A 24,933-nucleotide genomic window follows, 5' to 3' on the forward strand; every position below is an offset into this window, starting at 1 on the left:
CGACACCCCTCCGACACTAAAATATTCCCTGTATTACCCCCGGATACCCCCGTAAAGCCCTGTTTCGAATAGGTCAATTCTCCTCGCCCGTCGCATTTAACCGCTCTATCTGGGACTTTAGGTCGCACTTTCAATTCCTGCGGTGCAAATCTCCGGGCACGCATGTTCTAAATTTTCCCAACTTTCACACGTGCAACACATGAAAATTCCAGTTAATTCAAGTTTTTGGGGTGACAACTGAGAACGCTGTGACTAATGTGGTTTGCGTCAAGAAAGACATCTGCTTTTTGGCGCGTACCTATATTTCCCGAAGGAGAAACACATGAAGCGTTTGCCACAGACCCTGACCGCTGCTGTTCTGACCGGCGCGCTCGCCTTTGGCGGCGCAGCTGTTGCTCAGGCACAGGTTCCGATGCCAGCCTCTATCGAAACCGATGGCATCGTCTACGATAAGCAACCTAATGGCGAATACGCCCCACGCGACCGCTTTGAGAACCCAGCGGGCTCAGATACTGCAAAGTCCCTCACCGAGCCACAGGCTCGCGCTATCTGGGAGCGCCAGCAGGCTGAGGCTGGCGAAGGCAACAACGATGCTGGCGCCACCGAAGGTGAAGCCGACACTGACGGTTCGAATGACTCCGAGGGCGCAAACGACTCTGAAGGAAATGGTTCTGAGGGTGGAAATTCCGAGGGCTCCGAAGGCTCTCAGGAAGACGGCATCCCAGCGCCAGCTACCATCGAGCTTGAGGATGGCACCGTTTGCTACCAGCACATCCAGGATAAGGGCGTTTACGTCGAGGATCGCAACGAGGTAAACACCGAGATCACCGACGAGACCGTCGGCAAGTGCAAGGATGCCAATGCTGGCACCACCGATCCTGAGGGTTCCTCCGAGCTGAGCGATGCTGCTAAGGCAGCCATCGGCGCTGCAATCGCTCTGCCAATCCTGGGTGGCATTGTTCACTACTTCCTGAACAAGGACGGCAAGACCTGGGTTAAGAGCCAGGATCGCGTAAATGCTGAGCCTACCCCTGAGGAGAAGGCTGAGTCCGAGAAGATCGTTGCTGAGCACAAGGACGAGATTAACGCTCAGCTCGCAGAGCAGGGTCAGGGCAACAACGCTGAAGGTACCGCTCCAGCTGCTGGCGAGTCTGCAGACTCCGCACGTGGTATGTCCGCTGAGACCGGCTCCAACTCCGTTGCACAGGCTCTGGCTGCTCTGGCCGTAGCTGCAATGGTTGCTGCTGGCGCTTTCGTTGCACGCCGCAAGTTCTTCGCTTAAGGAAGAGCTCCCCTACTGAGTAGGGTCTGAAACTGAGACTGGCTGTGCCGGTCGGACTTCGGTCCGGCCGGCACAGCTTTTTGTATGCCTGACTAAAACTGCGGTCACGCAGAGTCAAGGGCCCATCCGAGTTAAGGCCGATCTGATCGGGCTTAATTGAGGTAGAAAAGGCCGATCTGAGGAGTATTTTTCCTCAGATCGGCCTGATCACTATGGACCTAATGTAATGGGCTCGCGAGCCCACCGTTGGCTTGTAAAGGATGCGGCGCATTAAGACGCGGATCCGGAAGCCGGCGAGGCTGTCTGTGCAGGTACTACAGCGGGCTTGGGGTCCACGGTGAAGATATCAGTGCCGGAACCGATGAGCTCGCCCGCGCGGAACGCCTCGGTAGGGATCACCGGGCCGGTCTTCTTCGAATTGGAGACAACCACCGGGGTGGTCACAGGAAGGCCGGCGGCCTTAATGGCCTCGATATCGAATTCCGCGAGGACATCGCCCCGCTTAACCTCATCGCCCTTGTTCACATGGGAGGTGAAGTGCTCGCCCTTGAGGTTTACCGTATCGAAACCGATATGCATGAGGATATCGATATTGCCCACCACTGGGTCCTTGGTGCGGATGGCGTAGGCGTGGTGGGAGGGGAACGTGACGGTGATTGTGCCGTCGGCAGGCGCGAGCAGCTTGCCTACGGTCGGCTCAATCGCTACGCCTTGGCCCAGCTTACCGCCGGCAAACATGGGGTCGCTGACCTGAGAAAGAGGAACGGCGGTACCTTCCAGTGGGGAGAAGATGGTGCAGGCATCGTCGGCAGCCACCGCCGCTGGGGTGGCAGCGGCGGCCTGAGCTTCGGCCGCCGGAGGGTTGACCTCATCCGGGTCGATGGAGCCATTCTTGCGGATGAGCACGCGGCCGTAGAGGTACGCGCCCACAAAGGCAACCACGAAGGAAATGACGCCGCACAACAGGAAGGTAGGGACAAAGCGGGGGACGGAGACGAAGCCGATGAAGCCGGCGGCACCGAGGGCATCGGCAAGCACACCAAAGATGGCGATGAAGGCGGAAGAAACGGCGGAAGCGGCCATGCCAATATAGAACGGCCAGCGCAGGCGGAGGTTCACGCCGAAGATTGCGGGCTCAGTAATGCCAAAGAGGGCGGAAACACCCGAAGCACCGGCCAAGCCCTTGAGCTTTTCGGAGCGGGCCAGAAAGTACACGGCGAGTGCGACGCCGCCCTGGGCAATATTGGCCATAGAGGCAATCGGGAAGATGAAGGAGCCGCCCTCATTCCACAGCATCGTCTCAATCGGCGGGAACGATTGGTGCAGGCCGGTAATCACGATCGGCGAGTAAACGAGGCCGAAGAGGAAACCTGCGACCGGACCGGCAAAGTCATAGAGGTTGGCCAAGCCCATACCGAGCCATTCACCGACGGTGCGCAGGATAGGGCCTAGACCCATAAAGGTAAGGAAACCGGTAATGAGCAGCGTGAGCAGCGGGGTGAGCATGAAATCCACCGTGCCCTTGAGGTGCTTGTGCAGGAATGTCTCCAGGGTGGCGAGGATCCACGAAATCACCAAAATGGGCAGGATGGAGCCTTGGTAGCCGGCCTGGGCAACGTCGAAGCCAAAGACATTTCAGTAGGACATCTCGCCGTTGTCGATGGCTTCGGCAACGTTGTAGCCGCTGACCAAATCGGGCATGACCATCGCCATGGCCATGCCGGCGCCGAGGAACTCATTACCGCCAAAGCGCTTTGTCGCGGTAAAGCCGACGAGGATGGGCAGGAAGGCAAAGGGCGCAGAGGCAAGCAGATTAACCAGGCCAGCAAAGCCTTCCCAGGCGGGGAACATCTCGATGACGGATTGGTCGCCGAAAAGGCCCTCGGCCGTCAAGACGTTATTGAGCGCCATGAGCAAACCGCCACCCAGCAAGATGGGGATGAGCGGCACAAAGATATCCGCCAAGACTTTAACCGCACGGCTAAACCAGTTGCCGGATTCAGCGGCGATGTCTTTCAGGCGGTCGGTGGATACGGCCACGTCCTTGGAAATGAGGTTGGTCATTTCCTGGAAGACGATATTGACGTCGCCGGGGCCGACGATGACCTGGAACATGCCGCCGGCCTCAAAGGTGCCCTTGAGATCGGGATCATTATCCAGCGCGGCGGTATCCACCTTGTCCGAGTCTTGCAGCACCATGCGCAGGCGCGTAGCGCAGTGCGCGAGTGCGATGATGTTGTCTTCGCCGCCCAGAGCCTTTAGCGTGCGGACGGCTACTTCCTTGTGGTCCATAGAAGAGCCCTTCAGTGTAACGGATCACATCCAAATACCGGACGTGACTGCTTATTTCCATTACAGCTGGGATTCGGACCTAAGTCCACACATTCGGGCGGAGTGTTGGCAACTTCACCGGTTCCGGGTACACCTAGCCGCGCGGCTCCCACCCCTGCCAGGGGGACTCGCCGAAAACGGCGAAAGAGGCGGCAATGCGACCGCCTCCGGCGTAGACCTCAACGGCGCAGCCATCGGCAATCAAGCGCATTTCACCATCCGGGCAGTCGATGGGATCGCCGCCGTTAAAGGAAATGGTCCCGTCGCGTTGGGTGACGCGGAAGGCTTCGTCCCCGGCGGCGTCGATAAGAGAAAAGGAGCCTTCACCCTTGATATCGATGGTGGAGCCAAAACCCTCGCGCCCGTGGGTCTCCGGCAAAGCGGACCACAGCGGCTCCTGGTGCAGGTAGTTATCTTCCAACCAAATGCGGCGCGGCAGGGTCAAAGTGTGGACCCAGCCTTGTGTCGGGGTGTCATCCTGGGCGGGCATGCCCATCCATCCTAGCAAGATGCCATCCTCGGTGGCCTGCGGCGCGTAGAACTGAGTGCCATGGTCCAAGAGGGTAAAGCCGCGCTCGATATGGAAGTCTAGGCCATCCAGCGTGCCCACGATATAGCCGCAGCGGTCCGTTTCTGCCTGTGGGCAGAAGATAAACACCTGCTTGTCCCCTAGCGTGAGGAGGTTGGGGCACTCCCACATATATCCCTCCGGCAGCTGCGAAGGATCGTCGAAGGAAATCTCGCCCTGAAATTCCCACTGCGCTAGGTCTTGGGAGCGATACATCACGATGGTGCCGCGTTCGTCTTCGGTTTGGGCGCCGATGACCATCCGCCAGCCCTCGCCGTCGCGCGTGATCTGTGGGTCGCGGAAGTGCCCCGTATAACCCGCCGGCGAGTCCGGAATGAGGGGATTATTCTCATCGCGGAGATAAATGCCACCCTCTGGGCCCGAAGGATCTATGGCGCGCACGCGGTTTTGCGAGGGAATGCGGCGGCCGTCCTCCTTCAGGTTGCCCGTATAGAACAGCCAGACGTCGGTTCCATCCACCACCGCGCCGCCCGAGTAGCAGCCGTCCTTGTCATAGGGCAGATCTGGGTACAAAGCATCCGGGTGATGCTGCCATGGTGTGGACACGGAGACACTCGTGGTCGCATGCCCCCAGCCGGTGCGCTTGGGCTGTAGCGGAAAGGCCGGATCATGCTGGTAGTACAGATGGAGGGTATCGCCATCCACAAAGACGCCATTGGGATCATTGAGGCGGCCCTGCGGCGGGGCGAGGTGAAAATTGGGACGGTAGTTCATATCACCGATACTATGAAAATATGACTATTCATGTGTGCGGCGAAGGCCTGGTGGACCTAGTTCCCGTGGCCCCAGGCAGCTTGAACGACCACACGCCGGCGCTGGGCGGCGGGCCATTTAACGTGGCCATCACAGCTGCGCGGCTCGGAGCGGACGTAGAATTCCAATCCCGCATTTCCACCGATGGTTTTGGGCAGGAGCTCGTCGCCCGCCTCTCGGCCGAGGGGGTCACCACCACTCACCTACAGCGCGGCGATGAGCCCACCACTTTGGCCGTGACAACCATCCATGAGGATGGCTCGGCCTCCTATAACTTTTATATTGAGGGCACCGCCGATCGCCTGGTTGAGCCACAGCTGGTGCCGGCCGATATCGCATGCTTCGGCACGGTCTCCCTCGCCCTCGAGCCTGGTGCCTCCCGCTACGCGCAACTGCTGGAGGATTTTGCCGCCCAAGGCACGTTGGTCGCCCTGGACCCGAATATCCGGCCGTTCTACGCCACCCCAGAGCACCGCGCGTTCCTGGCGGACCTGCTCCCCCACGTCACCTTGCTTAAGCTTTCTGACGAAGAGGTGGATTTCCTCGGCCCCGACCTCATCTCCCAGGTACCAGTTGTAATTGTCACCCGCGGCGGGGAGGGACTTAGCGTGCAGACCGGTGAGACCTCGCTAAACGTGCCGGCCGCACAGGTCCCCGTTACCGATACCATCGGCGCCGGCGATACCATCATGGCCGCATTGCTGACCCAAATTGACGAGCGCGGCCTCGACGCCTCTGCCCTCGCCCAACTGGGCGCTGCAGAGTGGAAGGAACTGCTTTCCTTCGCCGCGGCCGCTGCAGGAATCACCGTTTCCCGGAAGGGCGCTAACCCACCGCGGCGCGAGGAAGTAGAGTCATCGCTATGACCTACATCAAGCGCACCCTGTGGCTGCACGCCGCGCTCTTTCTCCTCGCGTTTCTCGCCTTCATCCTGCCGGTAGTCTTTGGTACCGCCGCCCTACTCCCCGTCTGGTTGACCGGCGGGCTGAGTTTGGGGCTTGCGGCTTGCGTGCTTGTCGACGCCGCCTATAAATTCTTCGCCCCCACTTCCCCACGCAGCCTCCGTCTGCTCTCTGGCCTGGCTGGCCTCGTGCTGCTTATCGGCTGGGGAATTTGGGTCTATATCTACGGCAATATGGCGGCCGTTGGCACGGGTACCTATCGAATTGGCACCTTTTTGCTTGGCGTGGGCAGCGTGCTCAATATTTTCGTGGTGGCGATTGCTGTCCTAGACCAGAAGGCCAGCCGCACCTAGGCCTTCGCGCAATCGCCGCAGCGCGCCTGCGCCTCGCGCACCGTTTCACATCTACGCCAAAGCCCCCGCTCCGAACTCCTGGTTCAGTGGCGGGGGCTTTGTGGTGGCTAGTTTTTACTTAGCCTTCTCGATGATCTCAACGAGACGGAAGTGCTTGTCCTTGGACAGCGGGCGGGTCTCGGCGATGCGTACGAGATCGCCGATGCCTGCGGTTTCTTCCTCATCATGCACCTTAACCTTCTTGTTAGAGCGCATGATCTTGCCGTACAGGGCGTGCTGCTTGCGGTCTTCCAGCTCGACAACGATGGTCTTGGTCATCTTGTCGGATACTACGTAGCCGGTGCGAACCTTAGGAGCGCCCTTGACCTTCTCCTTCTTTGGAGTAGGTGCCTTCTTGGAATCAGTCACGTTAGCCTCACTCATGATTAAGCCTCAGCTCCCGGAGCAACGGACAGGCCCAGCTCGCGCTCGCGCAGAACGGTGTAGATGCGGGCAATGTCGCGCTTAACCGTGCCGATGCGGCGGTTGTTGGTCAGCTGGCCGGTGGCCTTCTGGAAACGAAGGTTGAACAGTTCTTCCTTCGCCTCCTTCAGGCGGGACTGCAGCTCAGCGTTGTCGAGCTCACGGAACTCGTGGGCGGGGGTACCGGTTGCCATTAGAACTGGTCCTCCTTCTTGATGATACGGACCTTGCAAGGAAGCTTCTGGCCAGCGCGGCGCAGAGCCTCAATTGCAACGGCATCGTTTGGATAGCTCATCTCGAAAAGTACGCGGCCCGGCTTAACGTTAGCCACCCACTTCTCAACCGGGCCCTTACCGGAACCCATACGAACGCCGAGCGGCTTCTGGGTCAACGGACGGTCCGGGAAGATGTTGATCCACACCTTGCCACCACGCTTGACGTGGCGGTTGATGGCAATACGTGCGGCCTCAATCTGACGGTTGGTGATGTACGCCGGCTCGAGAGCCTGGATAGCGTAATCGCCGAAGTTGATGCGGTTACCGCCCTTGGACACGCCGCGACGGTTCGGGCGGTGCTGACGGCGGTACTTAACACGCTTAGGAATCAGCATGGATTAGCCCTCCTGCTTCTGCTGTGCACGCTGGCGGCGCTGGCCACCGCGGCGGGAGCGACCATTGCGGTCACGGCCACGGCCCTGTGCCGGAGCGTTCAGTTCGGACTCGCGTACGCCACCGACGACGTCACCCTTGTAGATCCACACCTTGATGCCAATGCGGCCGAAGGTGGTGTGGGCCTCTGCGGTGCCGTAATCGATTTCGGCGCGAAGAGTGTGCAGCGGAACGCGACCCTCGTGGTAGCGCTCAACGCGGGACATTTCTGCACCACCCAGGCGGCCGGACAGCAGGATCTTGATGCCCTTAACCTGTGGCTGGCGCATAGCGGACTGGATAGCCTTGCGCATTGCACGACGGAATGCGACACGGTTAACCAGCTGCTCCGCGATGGAGTGAGCAACCAGAGTTGCGTTTGCGTCTACCTGCTTGACCTCGAGAATGTTGAGGGCAACCATCTTGCCGGTGAGCTTTTCCAGCTCGCGGCGGATGCGGTCAGCCTCAGCACCGCGGCGGCCAATCACGATGCCCGGGCGGGCGGTGTGAATGTCCACGCGGACGCGGTCGCGGGTGCGCTCGATAACGACGTCGGCAATACCGGCGCGCTCGAGGCCCTTGTTGAGGTAGTTACGAATCTTGATGTCTTCGGCTACGTAGTTCGCGTAGTCCTTATCCGCGAACCAGTGGGTCTTCCAGTCGGAAGTGATGCCCAAACGTAGGCCGTGAGGATGGATCTTCTGGCCCATTACTTGGCCCCTTCCTGCTGGCTTTCGACAACCACGGTGATGTGGCTGGTGCGCTTACGAATCATGAATGCACGACCCTGTGCACGCGGTTGGAAACGACGCATGGTCGGGCCCTCGTTGGCATAAGCCTCGGAGATGACCAGGGTGCGTGGGTCGAGGCCGAAGTTGTTCTCAGCGTTAGCGGCTGCAGAAGCAACGACCTTGGCAACTGGCTTGGAAGCACCCTGCGGTGCGTACTTCAGGATAGCCAGGGCTTCGCTTACGGACTTGCCGCGGACCAGATCGAGCACGCGACGTGCCTTCATCGGGGTGACGCGGACGTAGCGGGCCGTGGCGGATGCGGAGGTGATGGTCTCACTCATCGCTTATCGACGTCCCTTCTTGTCATCCTTGACGTGACCCTTAAAGGTCTTGGTTGGTGCAAACTCGCCCAGCTTGTGGCCGACCATGGAGTCCTCGATGAAGACCGGCACGTGCTTGCGGCCGTCATGGACGGCGAAGGTGTGACCGATGAAATCGGGGAGAATGGTCGAGCGGCGAGACCAGGTCTTGATGACCTGCTTGGTGCCTGCATCGTTCTGAGCATCCACCTTGTTGAGGAGGTGCTCATCGACGAACGGGCCCTTCTTAAGGCTGCGTGGCATTGTTTACCTCCTCTTAGCGCTTCTTGTTCGGGCGACGACGGCGCACGATCATGTTGTTGGAGTAACGGTTCGGGTTGCGGGTGCGACCCTCCTTGTGGCCCCATGGGGACACAGGATGGCGACCACCCGAGGTCTTGCCCTCACCACCACCGTGTGGGTGGTCAACCGGGTTCATAACGACACCGCGGACGGTCGGGCGTACGCCCTTCCAGCGCATGCGGCCGGCCTTGCCCCAGCGGATGTTCATCTGCTCGGCGTTGCCAACCTCACCAACGGTGGCGCGGCAACGGATGTCCACACGGCGGATTTCGGAAGACGGCATACGCAGAACTGCGTACTTGCCTTCCTTACCCAGCAGCTGAATGGAGGCACCAGCGGAGCGAGCCAGCTTAGCGCCAGCGCCCGGCTTGAGCTCAACAGCGTGGATGATGGAACCGGTCGGGATGTTGCGCAGCGGCAGATTGTTGCCAACCTTGATGTCTGCGTTCGGGCCGGACTCGACGATGGTGCCCTGCTTCAGGCCCTTCGGGGCGATGATGTAGCGCTTCTCGCCATCAACGTAGTGAAGCAGCGCGATGTTTGCGGTGCGGTTCGGGTCGTACTCGATGTGAGCGACCTTTGCCGGGATGCCGTCCTTGTCGTTACGACGGAAGTCGATCAGACGGTAACGGCGCTTGTGGCCACCGCCGATGTGGCGGGTGGTGATGCGGCCGTAGTTGTTACGGCCACCAGTCTTGCTCAGCGGGCGCAGCAGGGACTTCTCCGGAGTAGAACGAGTGATCTCGTCAAACTCAGAAACGGAGGATGCGCGGCGACCCGGAGTTGTCGGCTTGTACTTGCGAATAGCCATAATTCTTCCTTTTCCTTTCGGCTCTCCGGTGGCGCTTAAGCGCCGCCGCCGAAGACGTCGATGGAGTCGCTGCCTTCACGGAGCGTCACGTATGCACGCTTGGTGGACTTGCGCTGGCCGTAACCGGTGCGGGTGCGCTTACGCTTGCCTGCACGGTTCACGGTGTTCACGGAGTCGACCTTTACGTCAAAGATCTGCTCTACGGCATCTTTAATCTGGGACTTATTGGAGTCCGTGGAGACATAGAACGTGTACACGTTCTGCTCCATCAGACCGTAGGACTTCTCGGATACAACCGGAGCGATGATGATATCGCGTGGGTTAGAAATCTTAGCCATTAGTTCTCCTCCTTATCCGCGCCGGTTGCGCGGTTGATGAAGGTGTGTAGCGCCTCAACGGAGAACACAACGTCATCGGAGTAGAGAACGTCGTAGGTGTTGAGCTGGCCAGCGTCCAGGATCTGAACGTTAGGCAGGTTATTAGCGCTACGACGAGCATTGATGTCCTCGCGGCCGATGACCAGCAGCACGTTCTTGCGCTCGGTCAGGGATTCGAGGAAGGCCTTAGCCGACTTGGTGGACGGCTTCTGGCCCGGTACGAGCTCTTCGATGACGTGGATGCGCTCGTTGCGAGCACGGTCAGACAGTGCACCGAAGAGAGCAGCCTTGATCATCTTCTTAGGGGTGCGCTGTGCGTAGTCGCGCGGCTGTGGGCCATGGACGGTGCCGCCACCGGTGTAGTGCGGTGCGCGGATGGAGCCCTGGCGTGCACGGCCGGTGCCCTTCTGGCGGAAAGGCTTGCGACCACCACCACGGACGTCGCCGCGGGTCTTGGTTGCGTGGGTGCCCTGGCGTGCAGCAGCAAGCTGAGCGTTAACAACCTGGTGCATCAAAGCAATGGATGCCTCGGTGTCAAAGATTTCAGCTGGCAGGTCTACAGAGCCGTTGGTCTTACCCTCGGAAGTGTGGACGTCTAGCTTGAGGTTGCTCATGCGTGTGCACCGCCCTTCACTGCGGTCTTAACGGTGACGAGGCCGCCGCGCGCACCAGGGATAGCACCCTTGATGAGCAGCAGGTTGGACTCGGCATCGATTTTCTGAATCTTCAGGTTCTGGGTGGTCACGCGGTCGTGGCCCATACGGCCAGCCATGCGCTTGCCCTTGAAGACGCGGCCCGGGGTAGCAGCGCCGCCGATGCCGCCGACGCGGCGGTGAGCGGCCTGGTTACCGTGAGCTGCGCCCTGGCCTGCGAAGCCGTGGCGCTTCATGGCGCCGGCGTAGCCGTGGCCCTTGGTCTTGCCGGTGACGTCAACGAAGGAGATGCCCTCGAAGATGTCTACCTTGACCTCTTGGCCAACCTCGTATGCAGAGGTGTCGTCCATGCGGATTTCCGCAACGTGACGGCGCGGGGTGACGCCAGCCTTCTTGAAGTGTCCACCAACCGGCTTATTTGCCTTGCGTGGGTCGATTTCGCCAAAGGCGATCTGGATGGCGCTGTAGCCATCGGTTTCGGGGGTGCGAATCTGGGTGACAACGCATGGCCCTGCCTCGACGACGGTAACCGGTACAACGCGGTTGTCCTCGTCGAAGACCTGGGTCATGCCGAGCTTCTTGCCCAGAATGCCCTTGATCTCGTTTTCACTCATTATTTGTTCTCCACCAAAGTCGCTTACTGGATGTTCACGTCGACGCTTGCCGGAAGATCGATGCGCATGAGAGCATCAACGGTCTTCGGGGTTGGGTCGAGAATGTCGATCAGGCGCTTGTGAGTGCGCATCTCGAAGTGCTCGCGAGAGTCCTTGTACTTGTGCGGAGAACGAATAACTGCATATACGTTCTTCTCGGTTGGGAGCGGCACTGGGCCAACTACACGAGCACCGGTACGGGTAACGGTTTCGACGATCTTCTTTGCAGAAGCGTCGATAGCTTCGTGGTCATAGGCCTTCAGCCGAATGCGGATTTTTTGTCCCGCCACGCTTATCCTCTTCCTCGCTTCCCCACTTTCACATTCCCGGCGTTTCCGGGGCGTGAAGCGGTGGGAAATTGCTTCTCGATTTCTCTATAACGTTGTCCGGGCTTGGGGCCTGACACAACGCCAGTGGTCTGACTGTCATGACGACCAAGAGTTGCGGTACATGGCAAGTGCCAGAACGCAGTGCTCTCGACGGGGTACAAGACCCGAAGTCAAAGTATTGTGAAGAGGACGGTTTTCACGCATTACACGTGGAGGGTGTCCAATTCGTCTACTGCCGCTGTTTATTTGCCATGCCCCTTCTCCGGTCCATCTTCTCGGGGTGTCACTGCTCTAACGCGGACCTAGCCCGATCGGATGACCTTCCAGTCAATGCCTCAGGTTTCCCTAAAGCATGGCGACAACGAAGGTGTCATGTTCGCTTTACCAGCTCAGCGTCTCCCCGAGGCTGTGCTTGGCGACGTCCGCCGCTAGCACCGAAGCTCGGTTCTCGCTGCCCTGTTAAAGCAACCTTTGTATTTAAGCACGTTGGGCTGCAGTTTTTCAAACCGCACATGAAACCGTGCCAAAAATCACGTTTTGGAAAATTTTGTTGTCCCGCACCCCACGTTTGCCGAAGAAGTATCTAAGCTCGGAGGCAATGGCCTAGGACAATTTGTCCTGCCTAGATATCTAAATATCGCGTTCATGCATCACCCTACAAAGAAAGGCGCAATCGCCCATGTCCGAGAACAAGACTCCTGCACAAAACACCGAGAATCAGGTTCCTGGCTCCGAGGAGCGCGAGGTCAATAAAAACCTGGAGACGCAGTACGGCACCACCACCATCGATGACGTCGTCGTCTCCAAAATTGCCGGCATTGCTGCCCGCGAGGTTTCCGGCGTGGTTTCTTTGGGCGGCGGTGGTGCCCGCATGATCGGCAATATCCGTGAGTCCTTTGGCGCTTCCGAAGATGTTCGCCAAGGCGTAGACGTAGAGGTAGCTGAAGGCACCGCTCGCATCGAGATCGCCATCACCGCGGAATATGGCGTAGCCATCCACGAGCTCGCTGAGGCTATCCGCCGCAACATCATGAATGCGGTAGAGCGCATGACCGGTTTGAGCGTTGAGCGCGTGGACGTTGTTGTCCACGACGTCAAACTTCCGAAGGAAGAGGCCGAGGCTGAGGATCAGGCCGCTTTGAACCAAGGTCAGGCTTAAGCCCAATGTCTGAACCCCGAGCACGTTTTGAGCTCGAGGTAAGCCACGCACGTGCTATTGCGGAGGCAGTCCAGCAGGTTCGCGGCGTCGCCGAGCTCGACGGCGGTTCGTTTGGTTCGGTGAGCTTGTACTTTCCAGGCGAGCGCATCACCGGCATGCGGCAGCCAAATCCACGCGATGACCGCCACCTGCAGATCAATATCCGCGTCGATATCAGCGCCGCGCCGGATCTATACGCCCTAGCAGAGGATATTCGGTCTGCCGCTCGCGGGGCTTGTCCCGAGCTCCAGCGCATCGACGTTGAGTTTTCTGACGCCGTAGATGGCTTATCCGCTGCTCCATCGAAGGAATAGATAATGAAGAATTACACCACTTTGGGCATCATTTCCGGCCTCATTCTTGCCTTCTTTTTGTACCTAGGCTGGGGCCCTACCTTGCTCGCCGTACTCCTTGCTGCCATTGGCGGAATTGTGGGAGCACACTTTGATGGCCGTATCGATCTCACCACTGTGTGGAATGGCCTCATTGGTAAGGAGAAAGGCCAAGGTTAATGACAGATAGTTCCACTCAGGGCCACACGCGTATCTCGCTGCGGACCATGGAACACATCGTTACCGCCGCGATTGCTAGCGTGCCCGGCACTAAGGCCATTGAGGCCAAGCTAGCGGGCATCGGCGGCCGCGGTTTTCCACGGGTCTCGGTCCAAATGGACCCCGAGCGCGAGGTAGCTGCCGTCAATGCCACCATCGGCGTGGTCTGGCCCTCGCCAGTAACCACGGTGGCCGAGCACACGCGGGCCGCCATCGCAGAGGCCATTGCCGCACACACCGGGTACTCCACCACGCGCGTCAACGTCACCGTGGGCGGTTCCGTTCCCGGTACCCGCGTCACGGCGGCACAGGTAGAGCAGCGCCAAGGTGCTACTACCGTAGCGCCCCATATCAAGCCTTCGCCCGTGTGGCAGCCGGTCACTGCGGACTCGGTAGACGTGCGCAGCATTGCTACCCCACATGAGACAGCGGTGCACCATATTGCTACCCCGAGCAACGATATCGCCGTGCGTTCTATTTCTGCCCCGCGCGAAGCCAAGGTTCGCAGCGTTTCTGCCAAACTTCCCGACCATCAGCTACGCGAAGTCTTTACCCCGCAGCCGGTGCGAGTGCGCAGCGTCGAGGCTCCGCGCCCGGCCAAACTGCTGCCTAGTGGTGAGGTTCGCCCGCTAGCAAAGAAAACAAAGGTATCTACCCCGCGACCACTGCCGCTGCGCGAGATTGAGATTCGACATGAGTGGACCCCTCGCCGCGTGCAGGCGCCCAAGGCCGTGTCTCCACGAGAGGTAAATGTCCCGCGTCAGCAGCCACTCAAGCGCATCGAGATTACCTCGGCCAATCCTCGCTCGCTACATGTAAATGCACCGCGGCCCGAACCGTTGCGCGCGATTTCCATCAACCCGTACCGCCCACAAGGAGGCAATAATGGCTGATCAGCATGCGCCAGCGCATTTTGGGCAACAACCCAAGGCTTCCCCGGCGGTGCGTACTTGGGCCGTAATCTTGGGACTGCTATTGATTGCCGCGGGCATCGTCGGCGTGCGCGAGACCTGGCTGGTGGGTTCCGGTTCCGATGCGCAGTCTTGGGTACAGCCGGTCCTTGACCTCATCGCGACCGAAGACCTCCAAACCTGGATGATTTGGGCCGGCGTTGGTGCCATCGTCGTAGGCCTCATCTTCGTCATCGCCGCACTCAAGACGCGGCGGACGACACACCTCCAGTTGGCTTCGGAAAGCGCCTCGATGTGGATGCGTCCAGTGGATATTGCTCGCGTGTCCTCAGCCACCGCTCGCCGCGTACCCGGTGTTGCCTCCGCGCAAACCTCGGCAGATAGCAAGACTGCGAAGGTCACCGTCCACGGCGATACCGATGACGCCGAGCTGCAAGGTCGGGTGGAGACCGCCGTGACACAGTGCCTGGCTCCCTTACAGAACCCGCCGCAGGTCATCGTCACCGTAGAGAAGATTCCGGAGTTGGATAATAATGTCTAGAAAGCTCGCGACCTTTGACCGCATCCTGCTTGGCCTGCTCGGAATCATCCTTATTGCCTTGGGCGTGTGGCCCATCCTGATTCATTTTGATGTGGAATTTGCCAAATATTTGGCCCTGTGGGTGGATCACGATACGTGGAAGAGCTTGGCGGACAATGATTGGTGGGTCTGGGCGCTAGCCGGCGGCTCCGCTCTGCTCCTCATCATCGGGCTGTGGATCGTCGTGGCTAATCTGCGCCACCGCCGCTTCAACAATGTCGAATCTGCAGCATCGGATGATAAGGGGTCCATTACCACCTCCATGAACGCTATCGCCGGTGCCGTAGCCCAAGACCTAGACTCCGTGAAGGGCGTAGAGCGAGTAGAACGCCTCGTGGCCTATGACCGCGCACGACCTACGCTCCAGTACACGGTGACAGCGAATCCGGACACCCCGGTGGAGCGTCTTACTGACGCGGTGGAAACCAATGAGCGCGATTTCCGCGCGGCATTTCCAGACGCTGATTTGGATACCATCTACAAGCTGCAGTTCAGCAAGGTAGGCCCAATGAAGGATCTATCCGAATAACGGATTCGGAGTTTCTGCCACCAAGATATCCTTGATGGCCCCAAAGCGGGCCAACTCGCCGCCCCCGAGGATCATTTTTAGATCCTCTCCGGGGCCGCATTGTTCTATGTGTTGCCAAGAATAGTCTTGGCGGGAAACGCGGCGATTTTCCTTGGCAAATATGTGCAGGCCGTGATCGAGAACACCAATAGCCTCGCAGAAGCGAATAATAAAGACATAATCACCGAGACTCTGCCGCTTGAGGCCTTCGAGGTCGGGGCGCTCGGTGCTAAGCCGCATGAGGCTGGAGACTACTCCGAAGCGGTGTTCAAACCCCTCCGTATCACGAATGGTAAAGGGGCGGCCGGGGCCAGTTGGCCGGATCGAATCATAGGCCCACACCACGGGCTGGGTATCGGGCCGACGCACAATGATGTGCGTGGGAGTGGCGGTAATGCGGTAAGTGGGGGCGTCGGCAAGCACGAGCCATTCCCCCGCCGCAATCCGGCCGCCCTCCAAGGGCAAGAGAGGCGGGTGAACGCCTGCTTGGCGCTCCAATTCCGCTACCAGCTCCGCATCGCTCGCGCCCCAACCAATTCCTCGATTAGCCAGCATGGCAAAGAAGGTGGGAAGGCTCAGATCAGGTTGGCCCTCCCATGCGCGGCGGAGGGACTCGAGGGTGGGGTCGATGCGAGTGGGGTCATCCATACCCCTACAGACTATACCGGCCCAGGGATACCGGGCCCATGACAGTCCAGAAGAACCGTACGGACGGCAGAAACACCTTATAGGGCGAGCATGAATTAAAGAACAAAAACCCGCCCCACCCAAAGGTGAAGCGGATTCTTTTAAAGCTCTACTGAGCGGTTACAGGGTATCGATTACTCGATAACCTTGGTAACGCGGCCAGCGCCGACGGTGCGGGAGCCCTCGCGGATAGCGAAGCGCAGGCCCTCGTCCATAGCGACCGGCTGGATGAGCTCAACGGACATATCAACGTTGTCGCCAGGCATAACCATCTCGGTGCCCTCTGGCAGGTGAACAACACCGGTAACGTCCGTGGTACGGAAGTAGAACTGCGGACGGTAGTTGTTCATGAACGGGGTGTGGCGGCCGCCCTCGTCCTTCTTCAGGACGTAGACGGAACCCTCGAACTTGGTGTGCGGGGTGTAAGCGCCCGGCTTGATAACAACCTGGCCACGTTCAACGTCCTCACGCTTGGTACCACGCAGAAGCAGACCACAGTTGTCGCCAGCCTCGGTGTAGTCCATCATCTTGCGGAACATCTCGATACCGGTAACGGTGGTGTTCTGAGACTTGTCCTGGATACCGATGATCTCAACGTCCTCGTTGACGTTCAGACGGCCACGCTCAACACGGCCGGTAACAACGGTACCGCGGCCGGTAATGGTGAAGATGTCCTCGATAGGCATCAGGAACGGCTGGTCGGTAGCGCGCTCCGGATCCGGGATGGAGTTGTCGCAGGCTTCCATCAGGTCGACGACGGACTGTACCCACTTGTCATCGCCCTCGAGGGCCTTCAGAGCGGAGATGTGAACGATAGGAGCTTCCTCATCGTAGTCCTGCTCTGCGAGCAGCTCACGGATCTCCATCTCAACGAGCTCGATGATTTCCTCATCATCAACCATGTCGCACTTGTTCAGTGCAACGAGGATGTAAGGAACGCCAACCTGGCGAGCGAGCAGAACGTGCTCGCGGGTCTGTGGCATCGGGCCATCGGTTGCAGCAACAACCAGGATAGCGCCGTCCATCTGAGCAGCGCCGGTAATCATGTTCTTGATGTAGTCAGCGTGGCCCGGAGCGTCAACGTGTGCGTAGTGGCGCTTCGGGGTGGAGTACTCAACGTGGGAGATGTTGATGGTAATACCGCGCTCCTTCTCCTCAGGAGCCTTGTCGATCATGTCAAACGCGAATGCCTGGTTCTCCTCAGGGTACTGGTCAGCCAGAACCTTGGTGATCGCTGCGGTGGTGGTGGTCTTGCCGTGGTCGACGTGTCCGATGGTGCCGATGTTCACATGCGGCTTCGTACGCTCGAACTTCTCCTTTGCCACTGTATGTCCTCCTGGACTATATGGTGGCTACGACCTTCGCAGCCACGTGGTTGACAGTTGTCATTGGCACCCGACCCACAGTCAGTGGGGCAAAGCGCTAATGACGCTTTCTTTACGTGCCAGTTACACGATCCTAGATTTATGTCGCAGTTTTTTCAAACCGCCATTATAGGAGGTAACCCCGCGAAAAATCGCGGCCATTTCCCTCGACAAGAATCTTTTTAAAGGATCCTGGGAGGGTAACGGCCGGCTCAATTCACAACCTAGAAACCAAGCTGCAAACTCAGCCCGCCGCTACCCTGGCCCAGTTTCCCGCCCCGCGGCGGGTCTGGCATCTACTGGCGAAGATTACCAGCCCGAACAAACCGCGGAAGAGACGGGGCTAACTCTTAGTTAGCGCCGCCGGTACGCTCTTCAATGATCTCCTGAGCCACGGAGGAAGGAACCTCAGCGTAGGAATCGAAGACCATGGTGAAGTTTGCGCGGCCTGCGGTGGAAGAACGCAGGTCACCGATGTAGCCGAACATCTCGGACAGCGGCACCTTAGCCTTAACGACCTTTGCGCCGGAGCGGTCTTCCATAGCGAAGACCTGGCCACGACGGGAGGAGATGTCACCGTTCACGGTACCCATGTACTCCTCAGGGGTAACAACCTCAACGGCCATCATCGGCTCCAGCAGAACCGGCTTAGCCTTGGCCATAGCTTCCTTGAATACCTGGGAGCCGGCCAGTTTGAAGGCCATCTCGGAGGAGTCGACGTCGTGGTAAGCGCCGTCTTCCAGCGTGGCCTTGATGTTGACCATCGGGAAGCCTGCCAGGTAGCCGTACTGCATGGCGTCCTGGATACCTGCGTCAACGGAAGGAATGTATTCCTTCGGCACGCGGCCACCGGTAACGGCATTCTCGAAGGCGTAGGTTGCGGACTCGCCCTCTTCCAGGGTCTCTGGGTCCGGGTTGTACGGCTCGATGGTGCAGATGACCTTTGCGAACTGGCCGGAACCACCGGTCTGCTTCTTGTGGGTGTATTCCATGGACTCAACCTTCTTGCGGATGGTCTCACGGTAGGCAACCTGCGGGTTACCGATGTTTGCCTCGACCTTGAACTCGCGCTTCATGCGGTCAACCAGCACGTCAAGGTGGAGCTCGCCCATACCGCCGATAACAGTCTGGCCGGTCTCTTCATCCAGCTCAACGGTGAAGGTTGGGTCCTCAGCGGCGAGCTTCTGAATGGCGTTACCCAGCTTCTCCTGGTCAGCCTTGGTCTTCGGCTCGATGGACACCTTGATAACCGGATCCGGGAAGTCCATGGACTCGAGGATGATCTGGTCATCCTTGTCACACAGGGTGTCACCAGTGGTGGTTTCCTTCAGGCCAACAACTGCGTAGATGTTGCCGGCGTCTGCCTGCTCAACAGGGTTCTCCTTGTTGGCGTGCATCTGGAAGAGCTTACCGATGCGCTCCTTCTTGCCCTTGGTGGAGTTCATAACCTCGGTACCCGGGGTTACCTGGCCGGAGTACACGCGGATGAAGTTCAGCTGGCCGAAGAACGGGTGAGCTGCAATCTTGAAGGACAGTGCGGAGAAGGAAGACTCCACGGAAGGCTTACGGGTGAGCTGGTTATCCTCATTGCCCACCTCGTGACCAACAACTTCGCCGACGTCCAGCGGGTTAGGTAGGAAGTCAACAACAGCGTCCAGCAGCGGCTGCACACCCTTGTTGCGGTATGCGGTACCGCAATAAACGGGGTAAACCTCAGAGTTGATGGTCAGCTTACGGATGCCGGCCTTGAGTTCATCAATGGTGAGCTCTTCACCGCCGAAGTACTTTTCCATGAGCTCTTCATCGGACTCAGCAACGGTTTCAACCAGCTGCTCGCGGTACTCCGCAGCCTTCTCCTTGAGGTCCTCAGGGATCTCCTCGTAGGTTGGCTCAGCACCAGTCTCGACCTTGCCGCGCCAGGTGATGGCCTGCATGTTCAGCAGGTCGACGACGCCGTCGAAGTCATCCTCAGCGCCGATAGGCAGCTGCATAACCAATGGCTTAGCACCCAGGCGGTCAACGATGGTGGAGACGGTGTAGTAGAAGTCTGCACCCAGCTTGTCCATCTTGTTGACAAAGCAGATACGTGGAACGTCGTACTTAGCAGCCTGACGCCACACCTGCTCGGACTGAGGCTCCACACCTTCCTTACCGTCGAAGACTGCGACGGCGCCATCCAGAACACGCAGGGAACGCTCAACCTCAACGGTGAAGTCTACGTGACCCGGGGTGTCAATGATGTTGATCTGGTTGTTGTTCCAGAAGCAGGTCACGGCAGCGGAGGTAATGGTGATGCCGCGTTCCTTCTCCTGTGCCATCCAGTCGGTGGTGGAAGCACCGTCGTGAGTCTCGCCCACCTTACGGTTGATACCGGTGTAGAAGAGAATACGCTCGGTGGTCGTCGTCTTACCAGCATCGATGTGGGCCATGATGCCGATGTTGCGGACCTTGTTCAGATCCTTAAGCACTTCTTGTGCCACGTTTATACCCCAACTTAATAGTCGTCGACGCCGTGACCAGGTTTCTGGCTATGACGCCTGCATGGATAAGGACATGTATATTTTTGCCACTATTTGGCCGTCCTAGGAGCAGCCTGCCCCTAGACTTCCATCGCTTCAGTGTACTGGACAGTCCACGATGTCGCTGGACTGGGCGGACGTACCGCCCAGAATTCACACCCATTAGGGCAAAAAATAACCCAAGCAAGAGATATGGAGTTTTGTGTTGCCGCGGCAGCAATTCTGCCGGCAGCCAGCGCGAAACTTGTTTCTCGTTGCTTGGGCCATTGATGTGGGTGCTGAAATTACCAGCGGTAGTGGGCGAAGGCGCGGTTGGCCTCTGCCATCTTGTGAGTATCCTCACGACGCTTTACGGAAGCGCCGAGGCCGTTGGAGGCATCCAGGATCTCGTTTGCGAGACGCTCGATCATGGAGTTCTCGCGGCGCTGACGGGTGAAGGTCACCATCCAGCGCAGTGCCAGGGTGTTAGCACGGTCAGGGCGAACCTCAACCGGCACCTGGTAGGTAGCGCCACCGACGCGGCGGGAGCGAACCTCGAGGTCTGGGCGGATATTGCCCAGTGCCTTCTCCAAGGTGCCAACCGGATCGGTACCGGTCTTTTCACGGCAAGCCTCGAGAGCGCCGTAGACGATGCGCTCTGCGGTGGACTTCTTGCCGTCCTGGAGGATCTTGTTGACGAGCATGGTTACCTGCTCGGAGTTGTATACCGGGTCCTTGACTACAGGACGCTTCGGAGCAGCATTCTTACGCATTGTTTATTACTGTCCCTTCTTTGCGCCGTAACGGGAACGTGCCTGCTTACGGTCCTTGACACCCTGGGTATCCAGAGCGCCGCGGACGATCTTGTAACGAACACCTGGAAGGTCCTTCACACGGCCGCCGCGAACGAGGACCATGGAGTGCTCCTGCAGGTTGTGGCCCTCACCCGGAATGTAGGCGGAAACCTCAATACCGGTGGTCAGGCGAACACGAGCAACCTTACGCAGTGCGGAGTTCGGCTTCTTAGGAGTGGTGGTGTACACGCGGGTGCACACACCGCGACGCTGCGGGGAACCCTTCAGCGCAGCGGTGGATACCTCTTTACGCTTATCGTGGCGGCCCTTGCGGACCAGCTGCTGAATAGTTGGCATTTAACAGTCTTTCTGTCGAATCGCACCGAAACCAAAAGAAAGGAACCAAACATGCAAAAATGGGCGCTCTTTCCCGGGGCGCTGCCGCATGTCCAGAACTCTTTCCAAGGCCGGTGCCTTGTAAAGGATCAGACTCTTCACCGCGCGCCTCAAAAGGCACGCATAGTGAACTGCGGTTTAGATTAGCAAAACCACCGCGCCAGATACAAAACGCGATGACGAAGGACCGCTGCCCTTCTCTAAACCTTTTGCTTAAGACCATTCCCAGCGCAAGTCAGGTTCTTCCGCCAGGTTGGAAAAGTACGCTTTCTCTTGCTTTTCCCAAGTCTCAAACCACTGCTCATATTCCGGCTCGCGGGCAATGGCACGCTCATAGCGCTTATCGCGCGGACCATCGATGACCACGCTGACCACCGTGCCCCTCTCCTTAGCCGCCGCAATATTGGCGGCCGTTACTGAGCCGACGCCTTCCACGATGAGATCATCGCGCACATCCAAGCTGGCCCACTCCCCCGGCGCACTGGCTTCCCAGTCCCAGCGCCAATAACCCGGGTTCATGGTGCGTAAGACCTGTTCATGCACCATTTCTGAGCCCTTTTCCAGCCCATGCCAGCCCGGATAGAACTCATCGAGATGAACTACCCGCCAATCGGTGCGCTCTGCCAGTGCCGCAGAGGTCCAGGTCTTACCTGCACCGGAAGGGCCATCAATGAGCACGGTCACGGGCTTAAATGCCCGCTTGCGCGATGCTGCCAGCTTGATGACGTCCTCTAAGAGGCGTTCTTGCTCGCTATCAAAGTCCATAGTGTGTGCATCACTGCTTTCGCGGTTTTATAGGCCGAAGAATCTCCAGGACCCAGTCCCCACCGAAACTACCACCGGTAGGAATGCTAGGAGGAGCCCTAGGCCCATTATCCACATGTCACGGGCATGCAGCCGCGATTCGCGTGCCCAGGTGCGCTGCCCACCACCCGGCGGGGTGCGGCCAAACCCTCGGGCCTCCATGGCCGTCGCCAGTTTGCCGCCACGGCGCAGCGCAATCACCAAAAGCCCGAAGGACATGGTCGCAAGATGCTGCAGCTTGCCGACGTCCGTCAGCCCCCTCGCTCTGCGCGCCATAGCCAACGAGTGCCAGTCGGACTGAAAGAGCGTCATCATTCGCACACCGGCTACTGCACCGATGACAAACCGCGAGGGCAGCTTCAAAATCTGCGAGAGCGCATCCCCCAACTCCGTCGGATCAATATCACGGGCGAGAACCACCATGGGCAAGGCCACAGCAAAAACGCGCAGCGTAATGGCTATCGCAAGGGTAAGCGAATTCTCGGTTACCTGCACCAGCCACCAAGTGAAATACTCCTTGCCACCCGGCTCGCCGTATAACAGCATGGAAACGCCGGAAATCGGCGCGATGAGAAACAAGAACCACCCCGATTTAAAGAGCCGCACCCACGACACTCCGCAGAGCGGGGCGAAGGTCAGCGTCAACGCCAGCGACACCGCGGCCGAAACCCAGTCGATGGAGGCCAATAGTGGGGTGACCCAAATGAACATCAAGAAGATTCGGCTTAGCGGATTGGCACCGCGCAGAAGATTAGGCACCGTGCACCTCCACTCGGTGATCCCCCAAGGCTTGAATGAACAGCGGGTCGTGCGTAATAGACGCAATAGTGGTGCCATCGTCGGCTAGCTGCCGCAACAGGCGCACTAGCTCCACAAAGGTCTGCGGGTCCTGTCCAAAGGTGGGCTCATCCAAAAGCAGCACCTCCGGCGCGGTTACTAGCGCGGTCGCCACCGACAAACGGCGCTTCTCGCCACCAGAGAGCGTAAACGGGTTAGCGTCCAGTAAATGCTCCAGTCGCAACGATTCCACCAGCTGCGCAATCCTCTCCTCCGGCGGATCTACCCGCATCACCTTGGGTGCTACGAGCAGCTCCTCCGCCACCGTGCGGGCGACGAATTGGTGCTCCGGATTTTGAAAAACAAATCCAATGCGGTCTGCCAGTTCCCGCGATTTCCACCGCAGCGGCGGCCCTTTGACCCCACGACGAACAAATTCGGCAACGCCAATCTCGCCCGATTTTGCCGGCAATAACCCGGCCATAGTCATCAGCCACGTGGATTTGCCCGCGCCATTCGGCCCAGTGATGACGGTCGACGATCCCGCCGGCAGCGAAATCGTGCACGGCGGCCCATACCGGGTTACTAGGTCCGTACTCCACAGCGCGGCCTCGCGCCCCGCCAATTCGGCCTCGCCCAAACGACGTGCCTGCGGCAATCCTTCAACTTGGCGGCGCTGGGCCACCTCCGCGAAGGGACCATCGGAGACAATGCGCCCACGGTCCAACTCCACCGCGCGCTCGAGCACGCCTTTCCATGCCGCGTGCTGGTGTTCTACCACCACGAGCGTGGCACCGGTTTCCTCCACCAACGCGGACACGGCGCGCACCACATCTCGCGCCCCCTCCGGGTCCAGGTTGGCCGTAGGCTCATCCAGCAGCACCACACCCGCACCCATTGCAATAACGCCGGACAACGCCAAACGCTGTTTCTGGCCACCAGAAAGCCTCTCGGTAGGGAAATCCAGCGGTACAAAAGGACCCACCAAGTCCTTAGCAGCCGCTACTCGACGCCAAATTTCCTCACGCGGGTAGGCCAGGTTCTCGCAGCCAAAAGCAATGTCATCCCCCACACGCGCGGAGATCACCTGCGAGTCTGGGTCCTGGAGCACCAGCCCTACAGGGATGGAGCGCCCCGGTTCCTCCACCATGCCGGTGGAGTCTTCAAGAAGAATCTCGCCCGTGCGGGTTCCCTCCTCATCAGAGCCGAGCACTCCAGCCATCGCGGCCAGCAAAGTCGACTTACCCGATCCCGAGTCACCGCACAGCAGCACCCGCTCGCCTGGCTCAATGACCAAGTCAATATCGGCTAAGGCCGGCTGCTTTCGCCCTGCATGGGTCCAGCCAAAGCCACGGGCGGTTATCTTGGTGGCGTTTCCCGCCAGCGTTGAAAAATCAGACACCGAAACAACTCGCCCTAAGCGCGCTGTTCACGGCCTGCGGCGAAGCGATCCAAGGCACCGGTCTTAGCCAATGCCTTGACCACAAAGTAGCCCAATGCACCAGCCAAAATAGCACCGGAAACGCTCAGCGTAGCGAGGTAAATAATCTTGAACTCAAAGCTTCGCGCCAGGTTGCCGGAGAGAAATAGCTCCAAAACAAACGCGCCCCAACCGGCAGCCATGCCCGCCAAGATAGATACTCCTAGACCAAACTTACGGTAAAGGAAAATAGCTAGGATGATCTCCACACCAATGCCTTGTGCGAGGCCGGAGTACAGGGTGCTAATGCCCCACTGGGACCCCAGCACCGCAGAAACGGTTGCGGCAAGAACTTCCACATAGACAGCCGCACCTGGCTTTCGAATAATCAGGCCGCCAAGCACGCCACCGATAAGCCAAATACCCGTAGCAATACCCCCCAGACCCGGCGTCACGGCATCCATGGCCTCAAACCAGGCATAGCCCACCGCGTTCCACCCCAGGAACACGAAACCACAGGCCACACCCAGAACAGATGCCACCACAATATCGACCACGCGCCAGTTCAAGCTGCGCTTCGGGGCAGCAGACACACGTGTATTAGTAGTCATTTTTCCTCCCTCTCGCCGGCATTATCCGGATCAGGTTCAACGGTTCGCCACAACTTCTGTGGCATCTCAGCCCGACACAGCTGCAAAACACAGCAGCGCGCAAGCACCCGTGAAGTGTGCAATTTTCATTTACTTAGGCCGCACTCCTTTAAAGGTGGCTGGCCAAAAGCTGCATTCATACTAGCAAAGCAGTTTAGCGGTGCGCCCTAGACATCGAAATAGCCCCGCCTTCCTACCGT

The 24,933-nt window shown here is 59.0% G+C and carries 30 protein-coding genes, 1 pseudogene and 1 riboswitch; of the genes and pseudogenes, 9 read left to right on the forward strand and 22 right to left on the reverse strand.

Annotated features, from left to right (window positions below; all coding sequences use genetic code 11):
* Nucleotides 1–322 precede the first annotated feature (322 nt).
* Entirely contained in the window at nucleotides 323–1,282 is a 960-nt protein-coding gene (locus L8V01_RS07335) for a hypothetical protein (RefSeq protein ID WP_269946441.1), read from the forward strand.
* 270 nt (nucleotides 1,283–1,552) lie between these two features.
* Here L8V01_RS07335 and L8V01_RS07340 read toward each other — a convergent pair.
* Nucleotides 1,553–3,574 (reverse strand): annotated as a pseudogene (locus tag L8V01_RS07340) (sucrose-specific PTS transporter subunit IIBC).
* A 133-nt stretch (nucleotides 3,575–3,707) separates the two neighbouring features.
* A complete protein-coding gene (locus L8V01_RS07345; RefSeq protein WP_269946442.1) occupies nucleotides 3,708–4,916 on the reverse strand; it encodes a glycoside hydrolase family 32 protein in 1,209 nt (402 codons plus the stop codon).
* Between the two features lie 20 nt (nucleotides 4,917–4,936).
* On the opposite strand from L8V01_RS07345, the gene L8V01_RS07350 reads away from it, so the two are divergent.
* Together L8V01_RS07350 and L8V01_RS07355 are read left to right on the forward strand one after the other, a co-directional pair.
* Entirely contained in the window at nucleotides 4,937–5,821 is an 885-nt protein-coding gene (locus tag L8V01_RS07350) for a carbohydrate kinase family protein (RefSeq protein WP_269946443.1), read from the forward strand.
* Nucleotides 5,818–6,210, forward strand: coding sequence for a multidrug transporter (locus L8V01_RS07355; RefSeq protein ID WP_269946444.1), 393 nt, complete (start codon nucleotides 5,818–5,820; stop codon nucleotides 6,208–6,210). Before L8V01_RS07350 ends, L8V01_RS07355 begins: the two co-directional genes overlap by 4 nt.
* 114 nt (nucleotides 6,211–6,324) lie before the next feature.
* Here the strand turns inward: L8V01_RS07355 and rpsQ are convergent, their stop codons facing one another.
* From rpsQ to rpsJ, 11 genes are read right to left on the reverse strand one after another with little or no spacing between them, the layout of a single operon-like run.
* Nucleotides 6,325–6,633 (reverse strand): 30S ribosomal protein S17, encoded by a 309-nt coding sequence (gene rpsQ / locus L8V01_RS07360; protein WP_049378865.1) that lies wholly within the window; start codon nucleotides 6,631–6,633, stop codon nucleotides 6,325–6,327.
* 2 nt (nucleotides 6,634–6,635) lie between these two features.
* Entirely contained in the window at nucleotides 6,636–6,866 is a 231-nt protein-coding gene (gene rpmC, locus L8V01_RS07365; RefSeq protein WP_259885623.1) for a 50S ribosomal protein L29, read from the reverse strand.
* Nucleotides 6,866–7,282, reverse strand: coding sequence for a 50S ribosomal protein L16 (gene rplP, locus L8V01_RS07370; RefSeq protein ID WP_023020553.1), 417 nt, complete (start codon nucleotides 7,280–7,282; stop codon nucleotides 6,866–6,868). The genes rpmC and rplP overlap by 1 nt, the downstream gene beginning before the upstream one ends.
* Nucleotides 7,283–7,285: 3 nt before the next feature.
* A complete protein-coding gene (rpsC, locus tag L8V01_RS07375; RefSeq protein WP_023027807.1) occupies nucleotides 7,286–8,029 on the reverse strand; it encodes a 30S ribosomal protein S3 in 744 nt (247 codons plus the stop codon).
* The gene (rplV, locus tag L8V01_RS07380) at nucleotides 8,029–8,391 is read right to left on the reverse strand and encodes a 50S ribosomal protein L22 (RefSeq protein WP_005276938.1); all 363 of its coding nucleotides are present in this window, start codon (nucleotides 8,389–8,391) and stop codon (nucleotides 8,029–8,031) included. Before rplV ends, rpsC begins: the two co-directional genes overlap by 1 nt.
* Before the next feature lie 3 nt (nucleotides 8,392–8,394).
* Entirely contained in the window at nucleotides 8,395–8,673 is a 279-nt protein-coding gene (gene rpsS, locus L8V01_RS07385; RefSeq protein WP_005276936.1) for a 30S ribosomal protein S19, read from the reverse strand.
* Nucleotides 8,674–8,686: 13 nt separating this feature from the next.
* A complete protein-coding gene (gene rplB / locus L8V01_RS07390) occupies nucleotides 8,687–9,523 on the reverse strand; it encodes a 50S ribosomal protein L2 (RefSeq protein ID WP_204610252.1) in 837 nt (278 codons plus the stop codon).
* Nucleotides 9,524–9,558: 35 nt separating this feature from the next.
* Nucleotides 9,559–9,861: a 50S ribosomal protein L23 gene (rplW, locus tag L8V01_RS07395; RefSeq protein WP_023020550.1), complete on the reverse strand. Its 303-nt coding sequence runs from the start codon at nucleotides 9,859–9,861 to the stop codon at nucleotides 9,559–9,561.
* Nucleotides 9,861–10,514 carry a 50S ribosomal protein L4 gene (gene rplD / locus L8V01_RS07400; RefSeq protein WP_005322847.1) on the reverse strand — a complete coding sequence of 218 codons (654 nt, stop codon included), beginning with the start codon at nucleotides 10,512–10,514 and terminating at the stop codon, nucleotides 9,861–9,863. Before rplD ends, rplW begins: the two co-directional genes overlap by 1 nt.
* A complete protein-coding gene (gene rplC, locus L8V01_RS07405; protein WP_238800390.1) occupies nucleotides 10,511–11,167 on the reverse strand; it encodes a 50S ribosomal protein L3 in 657 nt (218 codons plus the stop codon). The genes rplD and rplC overlap by 4 nt, the downstream gene beginning before the upstream one ends.
* A 23-nt stretch (nucleotides 11,168–11,190) precedes the next feature.
* Nucleotides 11,191–11,496 carry a 30S ribosomal protein S10 gene (rpsJ, locus tag L8V01_RS07410; RefSeq protein ID WP_003848085.1) on the reverse strand — a complete coding sequence of 102 codons (306 nt, stop codon included), beginning with the start codon at nucleotides 11,494–11,496 and terminating at the stop codon, nucleotides 11,191–11,193.
* A 718-nt stretch (nucleotides 11,497–12,214) separates the two neighbouring features.
* Between rpsJ and L8V01_RS07415 the strand changes: the two genes are divergently transcribed.
* The 6 genes from L8V01_RS07415 to amaP are packed head-to-tail and all read left to right on the forward strand — an operon-like array spanning nucleotide 12,215 to nucleotide 15,304.
* Entirely contained in the window at nucleotides 12,215–12,694 is a 480-nt protein-coding gene (locus L8V01_RS07415; protein ID WP_269946445.1) for an Asp23/Gls24 family envelope stress response protein, read from the forward strand.
* A gap of 5 nt (nucleotides 12,695–12,699) precedes the next feature.
* Nucleotides 12,700–13,047 carry a hypothetical protein gene (locus L8V01_RS07420; RefSeq protein ID WP_269946446.1) on the forward strand — a complete coding sequence of 116 codons (348 nt, stop codon included), beginning with the start codon at nucleotides 12,700–12,702 and terminating at the stop codon, nucleotides 13,045–13,047.
* A 3-nt stretch (nucleotides 13,048–13,050) separates the two neighbouring features.
* Nucleotides 13,051–13,245, forward strand: coding sequence for a hypothetical protein (locus L8V01_RS07425; RefSeq protein WP_269946447.1), 195 nt, complete (start codon nucleotides 13,051–13,053; stop codon nucleotides 13,243–13,245).
* Nucleotides 13,245–14,177 carry a lysophospholipase gene (locus L8V01_RS07430; protein WP_269946448.1) on the forward strand — a complete coding sequence of 311 codons (933 nt, stop codon included), beginning with the start codon at nucleotides 13,245–13,247 and terminating at the stop codon, nucleotides 14,175–14,177. Before L8V01_RS07425 ends, L8V01_RS07430 begins: the two co-directional genes overlap by 1 nt.
* Nucleotides 14,170–14,736 carry a DUF6286 domain-containing protein gene (locus L8V01_RS07435; protein ID WP_269946449.1) on the forward strand — a complete coding sequence of 189 codons (567 nt, stop codon included), beginning with the start codon at nucleotides 14,170–14,172 and terminating at the stop codon, nucleotides 14,734–14,736. The genes L8V01_RS07430 and L8V01_RS07435 overlap by 8 nt, the downstream gene beginning before the upstream one ends.
* On the forward strand, nucleotides 14,729–15,304 hold the full coding sequence (amaP, locus tag L8V01_RS07440) for an alkaline shock response membrane anchor protein AmaP (RefSeq protein ID WP_269946450.1): 576 nt from the start codon (nucleotides 14,729–14,731) through the stop codon (nucleotides 15,302–15,304). Before L8V01_RS07435 ends, amaP begins: the two co-directional genes overlap by 8 nt.
* Here the strand turns inward: amaP and L8V01_RS07445 are convergent.
* The 9 genes from L8V01_RS07445 to L8V01_RS07485 form a co-directional block, all read right to left on the reverse strand.
* Nucleotides 15,293–15,991: a hypothetical protein gene (locus L8V01_RS07445; protein WP_269946451.1), complete on the reverse strand. Its 699-nt coding sequence runs from the start codon at nucleotides 15,989–15,991 to the stop codon at nucleotides 15,293–15,295. The two genes, amaP and L8V01_RS07445, sit on opposite strands and share 12 nt — an antisense overlap.
* A 173-nt stretch (nucleotides 15,992–16,164) precedes the next feature.
* Nucleotides 16,165–17,355 (reverse strand): elongation factor Tu, encoded by a 1,191-nt coding sequence (gene tuf / locus L8V01_RS07450; RefSeq protein WP_269946452.1) that lies wholly within the window; start codon nucleotides 17,353–17,355, stop codon nucleotides 16,165–16,167.
* A 389-nt stretch (nucleotides 17,356–17,744) separates the two neighbouring features.
* Complete coding sequence (fusA, locus tag L8V01_RS07455; protein WP_269946453.1) at nucleotides 17,745–19,874, reverse strand: elongation factor G; 2,130 nt, start codon at nucleotides 19,872–19,874, stop codon at nucleotides 17,745–17,747.
* 323 nt (nucleotides 19,875–20,197) lie between these two features.
* On the reverse strand, nucleotides 20,198–20,665 hold the full coding sequence (rpsG, locus tag L8V01_RS07460; protein ID WP_005322865.1) for a 30S ribosomal protein S7: 468 nt from the start codon (nucleotides 20,663–20,665) through the stop codon (nucleotides 20,198–20,200).
* Nucleotides 20,666–20,671: 6 nt separating this feature from the next.
* Nucleotides 20,672–21,043 carry a 30S ribosomal protein S12 gene (gene rpsL, locus L8V01_RS07465; RefSeq protein ID WP_269946454.1) on the reverse strand — a complete coding sequence of 124 codons (372 nt, stop codon included), beginning with the start codon at nucleotides 21,041–21,043 and terminating at the stop codon, nucleotides 20,672–20,674.
* A gap of 252 nt (nucleotides 21,044–21,295) precedes the next feature.
* Nucleotides 21,296–21,847, reverse strand: a complete 552-nt coding sequence (locus L8V01_RS07470; protein WP_269946455.1) for a nucleoside/nucleotide kinase family protein — start codon at nucleotides 21,845–21,847, stop codon at nucleotides 21,296–21,298.
* A 27-nt stretch (nucleotides 21,848–21,874) separates the two neighbouring features.
* Entirely contained in the window at nucleotides 21,875–22,645 is a 771-nt protein-coding gene (locus tag L8V01_RS07475; protein WP_269946456.1) for an energy-coupling factor transporter transmembrane component T family protein, read from the reverse strand.
* A complete protein-coding gene (locus L8V01_RS07480; protein ID WP_269946457.1) occupies nucleotides 22,638–24,065 on the reverse strand; it encodes an ABC transporter ATP-binding protein in 1,428 nt (475 codons plus the stop codon). Before L8V01_RS07480 ends, L8V01_RS07475 begins: the two co-directional genes overlap by 8 nt.
* Before the next feature lie 14 nt (nucleotides 24,066–24,079).
* Complete coding sequence (locus tag L8V01_RS07485) at nucleotides 24,080–24,694, reverse strand: ECF transporter S component (RefSeq protein ID WP_239194601.1); 615 nt, start codon at nucleotides 24,692–24,694, stop codon at nucleotides 24,080–24,082.
* A riboswitch (TPP riboswitch) is annotated at nucleotides 24,684–24,815 on the reverse strand. Its footprint overlaps the gene before it by 11 nt.
* Nucleotides 24,816–24,933: the final 118 nt, after the last annotated feature.

This window comes from Corynebacterium curieae, from assembly GCF_027570035.1.
In the GTDB taxonomy this organism is placed as follows: Bacteria; Actinomycetota; Actinomycetes; order Mycobacteriales; family Mycobacteriaceae; genus Corynebacterium; species Corynebacterium curieae.

What these genes read in the sequence shown, in the direction of transcription:
- L8V01_RS07435 (WP_269946449.1), top strand. Translation starts at nt 14,170, where the DNA reads ATGGCTGATCAGCATGCGCCAGCGCATTTTGGGCAACAACCCAAGGCT.
- rplB (WP_204610252.1), bottom strand. Translation starts at nt 9,523, where the DNA reads ATGGCTATTCGCAAGTACAAGCCGACAACTCCGGGTCGCCGCGCATCC.
- rplV (WP_005276938.1), bottom strand. Translation starts at nt 8,391, where the DNA reads ATGAGTGAGACCATCACCTCCGCATCCGCCACGGCCCGCTACGTCCGC.
- rplD (WP_005322847.1), bottom strand. Translation starts at nt 10,514, where the DNA reads ATGAGCAACCTCAAGCTAGACGTCCACACTTCCGAGGGTAAGACCAAC.
- rplP (WP_023020553.1), bottom strand. Translation starts at nt 7,282, where the DNA reads ATGCTGATTCCTAAGCGTGTTAAGTACCGCCGTCAGCACCGCCCGAAC.
- L8V01_RS07420 (WP_269946446.1), top strand. Translation starts at nt 12,700, where the DNA reads ATGTCTGAACCCCGAGCACGTTTTGAGCTCGAGGTAAGCCACGCACGT.
- L8V01_RS07485 (WP_239194601.1), bottom strand. Translation starts at nt 24,694, where the DNA reads ATGACTACTAATACACGTGTGTCTGCTGCCCCGAAGCGCAGCTTGAAC.
- rpsG (WP_005322865.1), bottom strand. Translation starts at nt 20,665, where the DNA reads ATGCGTAAGAATGCTGCTCCGAAGCGTCCTGTAGTCAAGGACCCGGTA.
- L8V01_RS07350 (WP_269946443.1), top strand. Translation starts at nt 4,937, where the DNA reads ATGACTATTCATGTGTGCGGCGAAGGCCTGGTGGACCTAGTTCCCGTG.
- L8V01_RS07425 (WP_269946447.1), top strand. Translation starts at nt 13,051, where the DNA reads ATGAAGAATTACACCACTTTGGGCATCATTTCCGGCCTCATTCTTGCC.
- rplW (WP_023020550.1), bottom strand. Translation starts at nt 9,861, where the DNA reads ATGGCTAAGATTTCTAACCCACGCGATATCATCATCGCTCCGGTTGTA.
- rplC (WP_238800390.1), bottom strand. Translation starts at nt 11,167, where the DNA reads ATGAGTGAAAACGAGATCAAGGGCATTCTGGGCAAGAAGCTCGGCATG.
- amaP (WP_269946450.1), top strand. Translation starts at nt 14,729, where the DNA reads ATGTCTAGAAAGCTCGCGACCTTTGACCGCATCCTGCTTGGCCTGCTC.
- rpmC (WP_259885623.1), bottom strand. Translation starts at nt 6,866, where the DNA reads ATGGCAACCGGTACCCCCGCCCACGAGTTCCGTGAGCTCGACAACGCT.
- L8V01_RS07335 (WP_269946441.1), top strand. Translation starts at nt 323, where the DNA reads ATGAAGCGTTTGCCACAGACCCTGACCGCTGCTGTTCTGACCGGCGCG.
- L8V01_RS07430 (WP_269946448.1), top strand. Translation starts at nt 13,245, where the DNA reads ATGACAGATAGTTCCACTCAGGGCCACACGCGTATCTCGCTGCGGACC.
- rpsL (WP_269946454.1), bottom strand. Translation starts at nt 21,043, where the DNA reads ATGCCAACTATTCAGCAGCTGGTCCGCAAGGGCCGCCACGATAAGCGT.
- L8V01_RS07470 (WP_269946455.1), bottom strand. Translation starts at nt 21,847, where the DNA reads ATGGACTTTGATAGCGAGCAAGAACGCCTCTTAGAGGACGTCATCAAG.
- rpsS (WP_005276936.1), bottom strand. Translation starts at nt 8,673, where the DNA reads ATGCCACGCAGCCTTAAGAAGGGCCCGTTCGTCGATGAGCACCTCCTC.
- L8V01_RS07345 (WP_269946442.1), bottom strand. Translation starts at nt 4,916, where the DNA reads ATGAACTACCGTCCCAATTTTCACCTCGCCCCGCCGCAGGGCCGCCTC.
- rpsQ (WP_049378865.1), bottom strand. Translation starts at nt 6,633, where the DNA reads ATGAGTGAGGCTAACGTGACTGATTCCAAGAAGGCACCTACTCCAAAG.
- L8V01_RS07415 (WP_269946445.1), top strand. Translation starts at nt 12,215, where the DNA reads ATGTCCGAGAACAAGACTCCTGCACAAAACACCGAGAATCAGGTTCCT.
- L8V01_RS07355 (WP_269946444.1), top strand. Translation starts at nt 5,818, where the DNA reads ATGACCTACATCAAGCGCACCCTGTGGCTGCACGCCGCGCTCTTTCTC.
- rpsC (WP_023027807.1), bottom strand. Translation starts at nt 8,029, where the DNA reads ATGGGCCAGAAGATCCATCCTCACGGCCTACGTTTGGGCATCACTTCC.
- L8V01_RS07445 (WP_269946451.1), bottom strand. Translation starts at nt 15,991, where the DNA reads ATGGATGACCCCACTCGCATCGACCCCACCCTCGAGTCCCTCCGCCGC.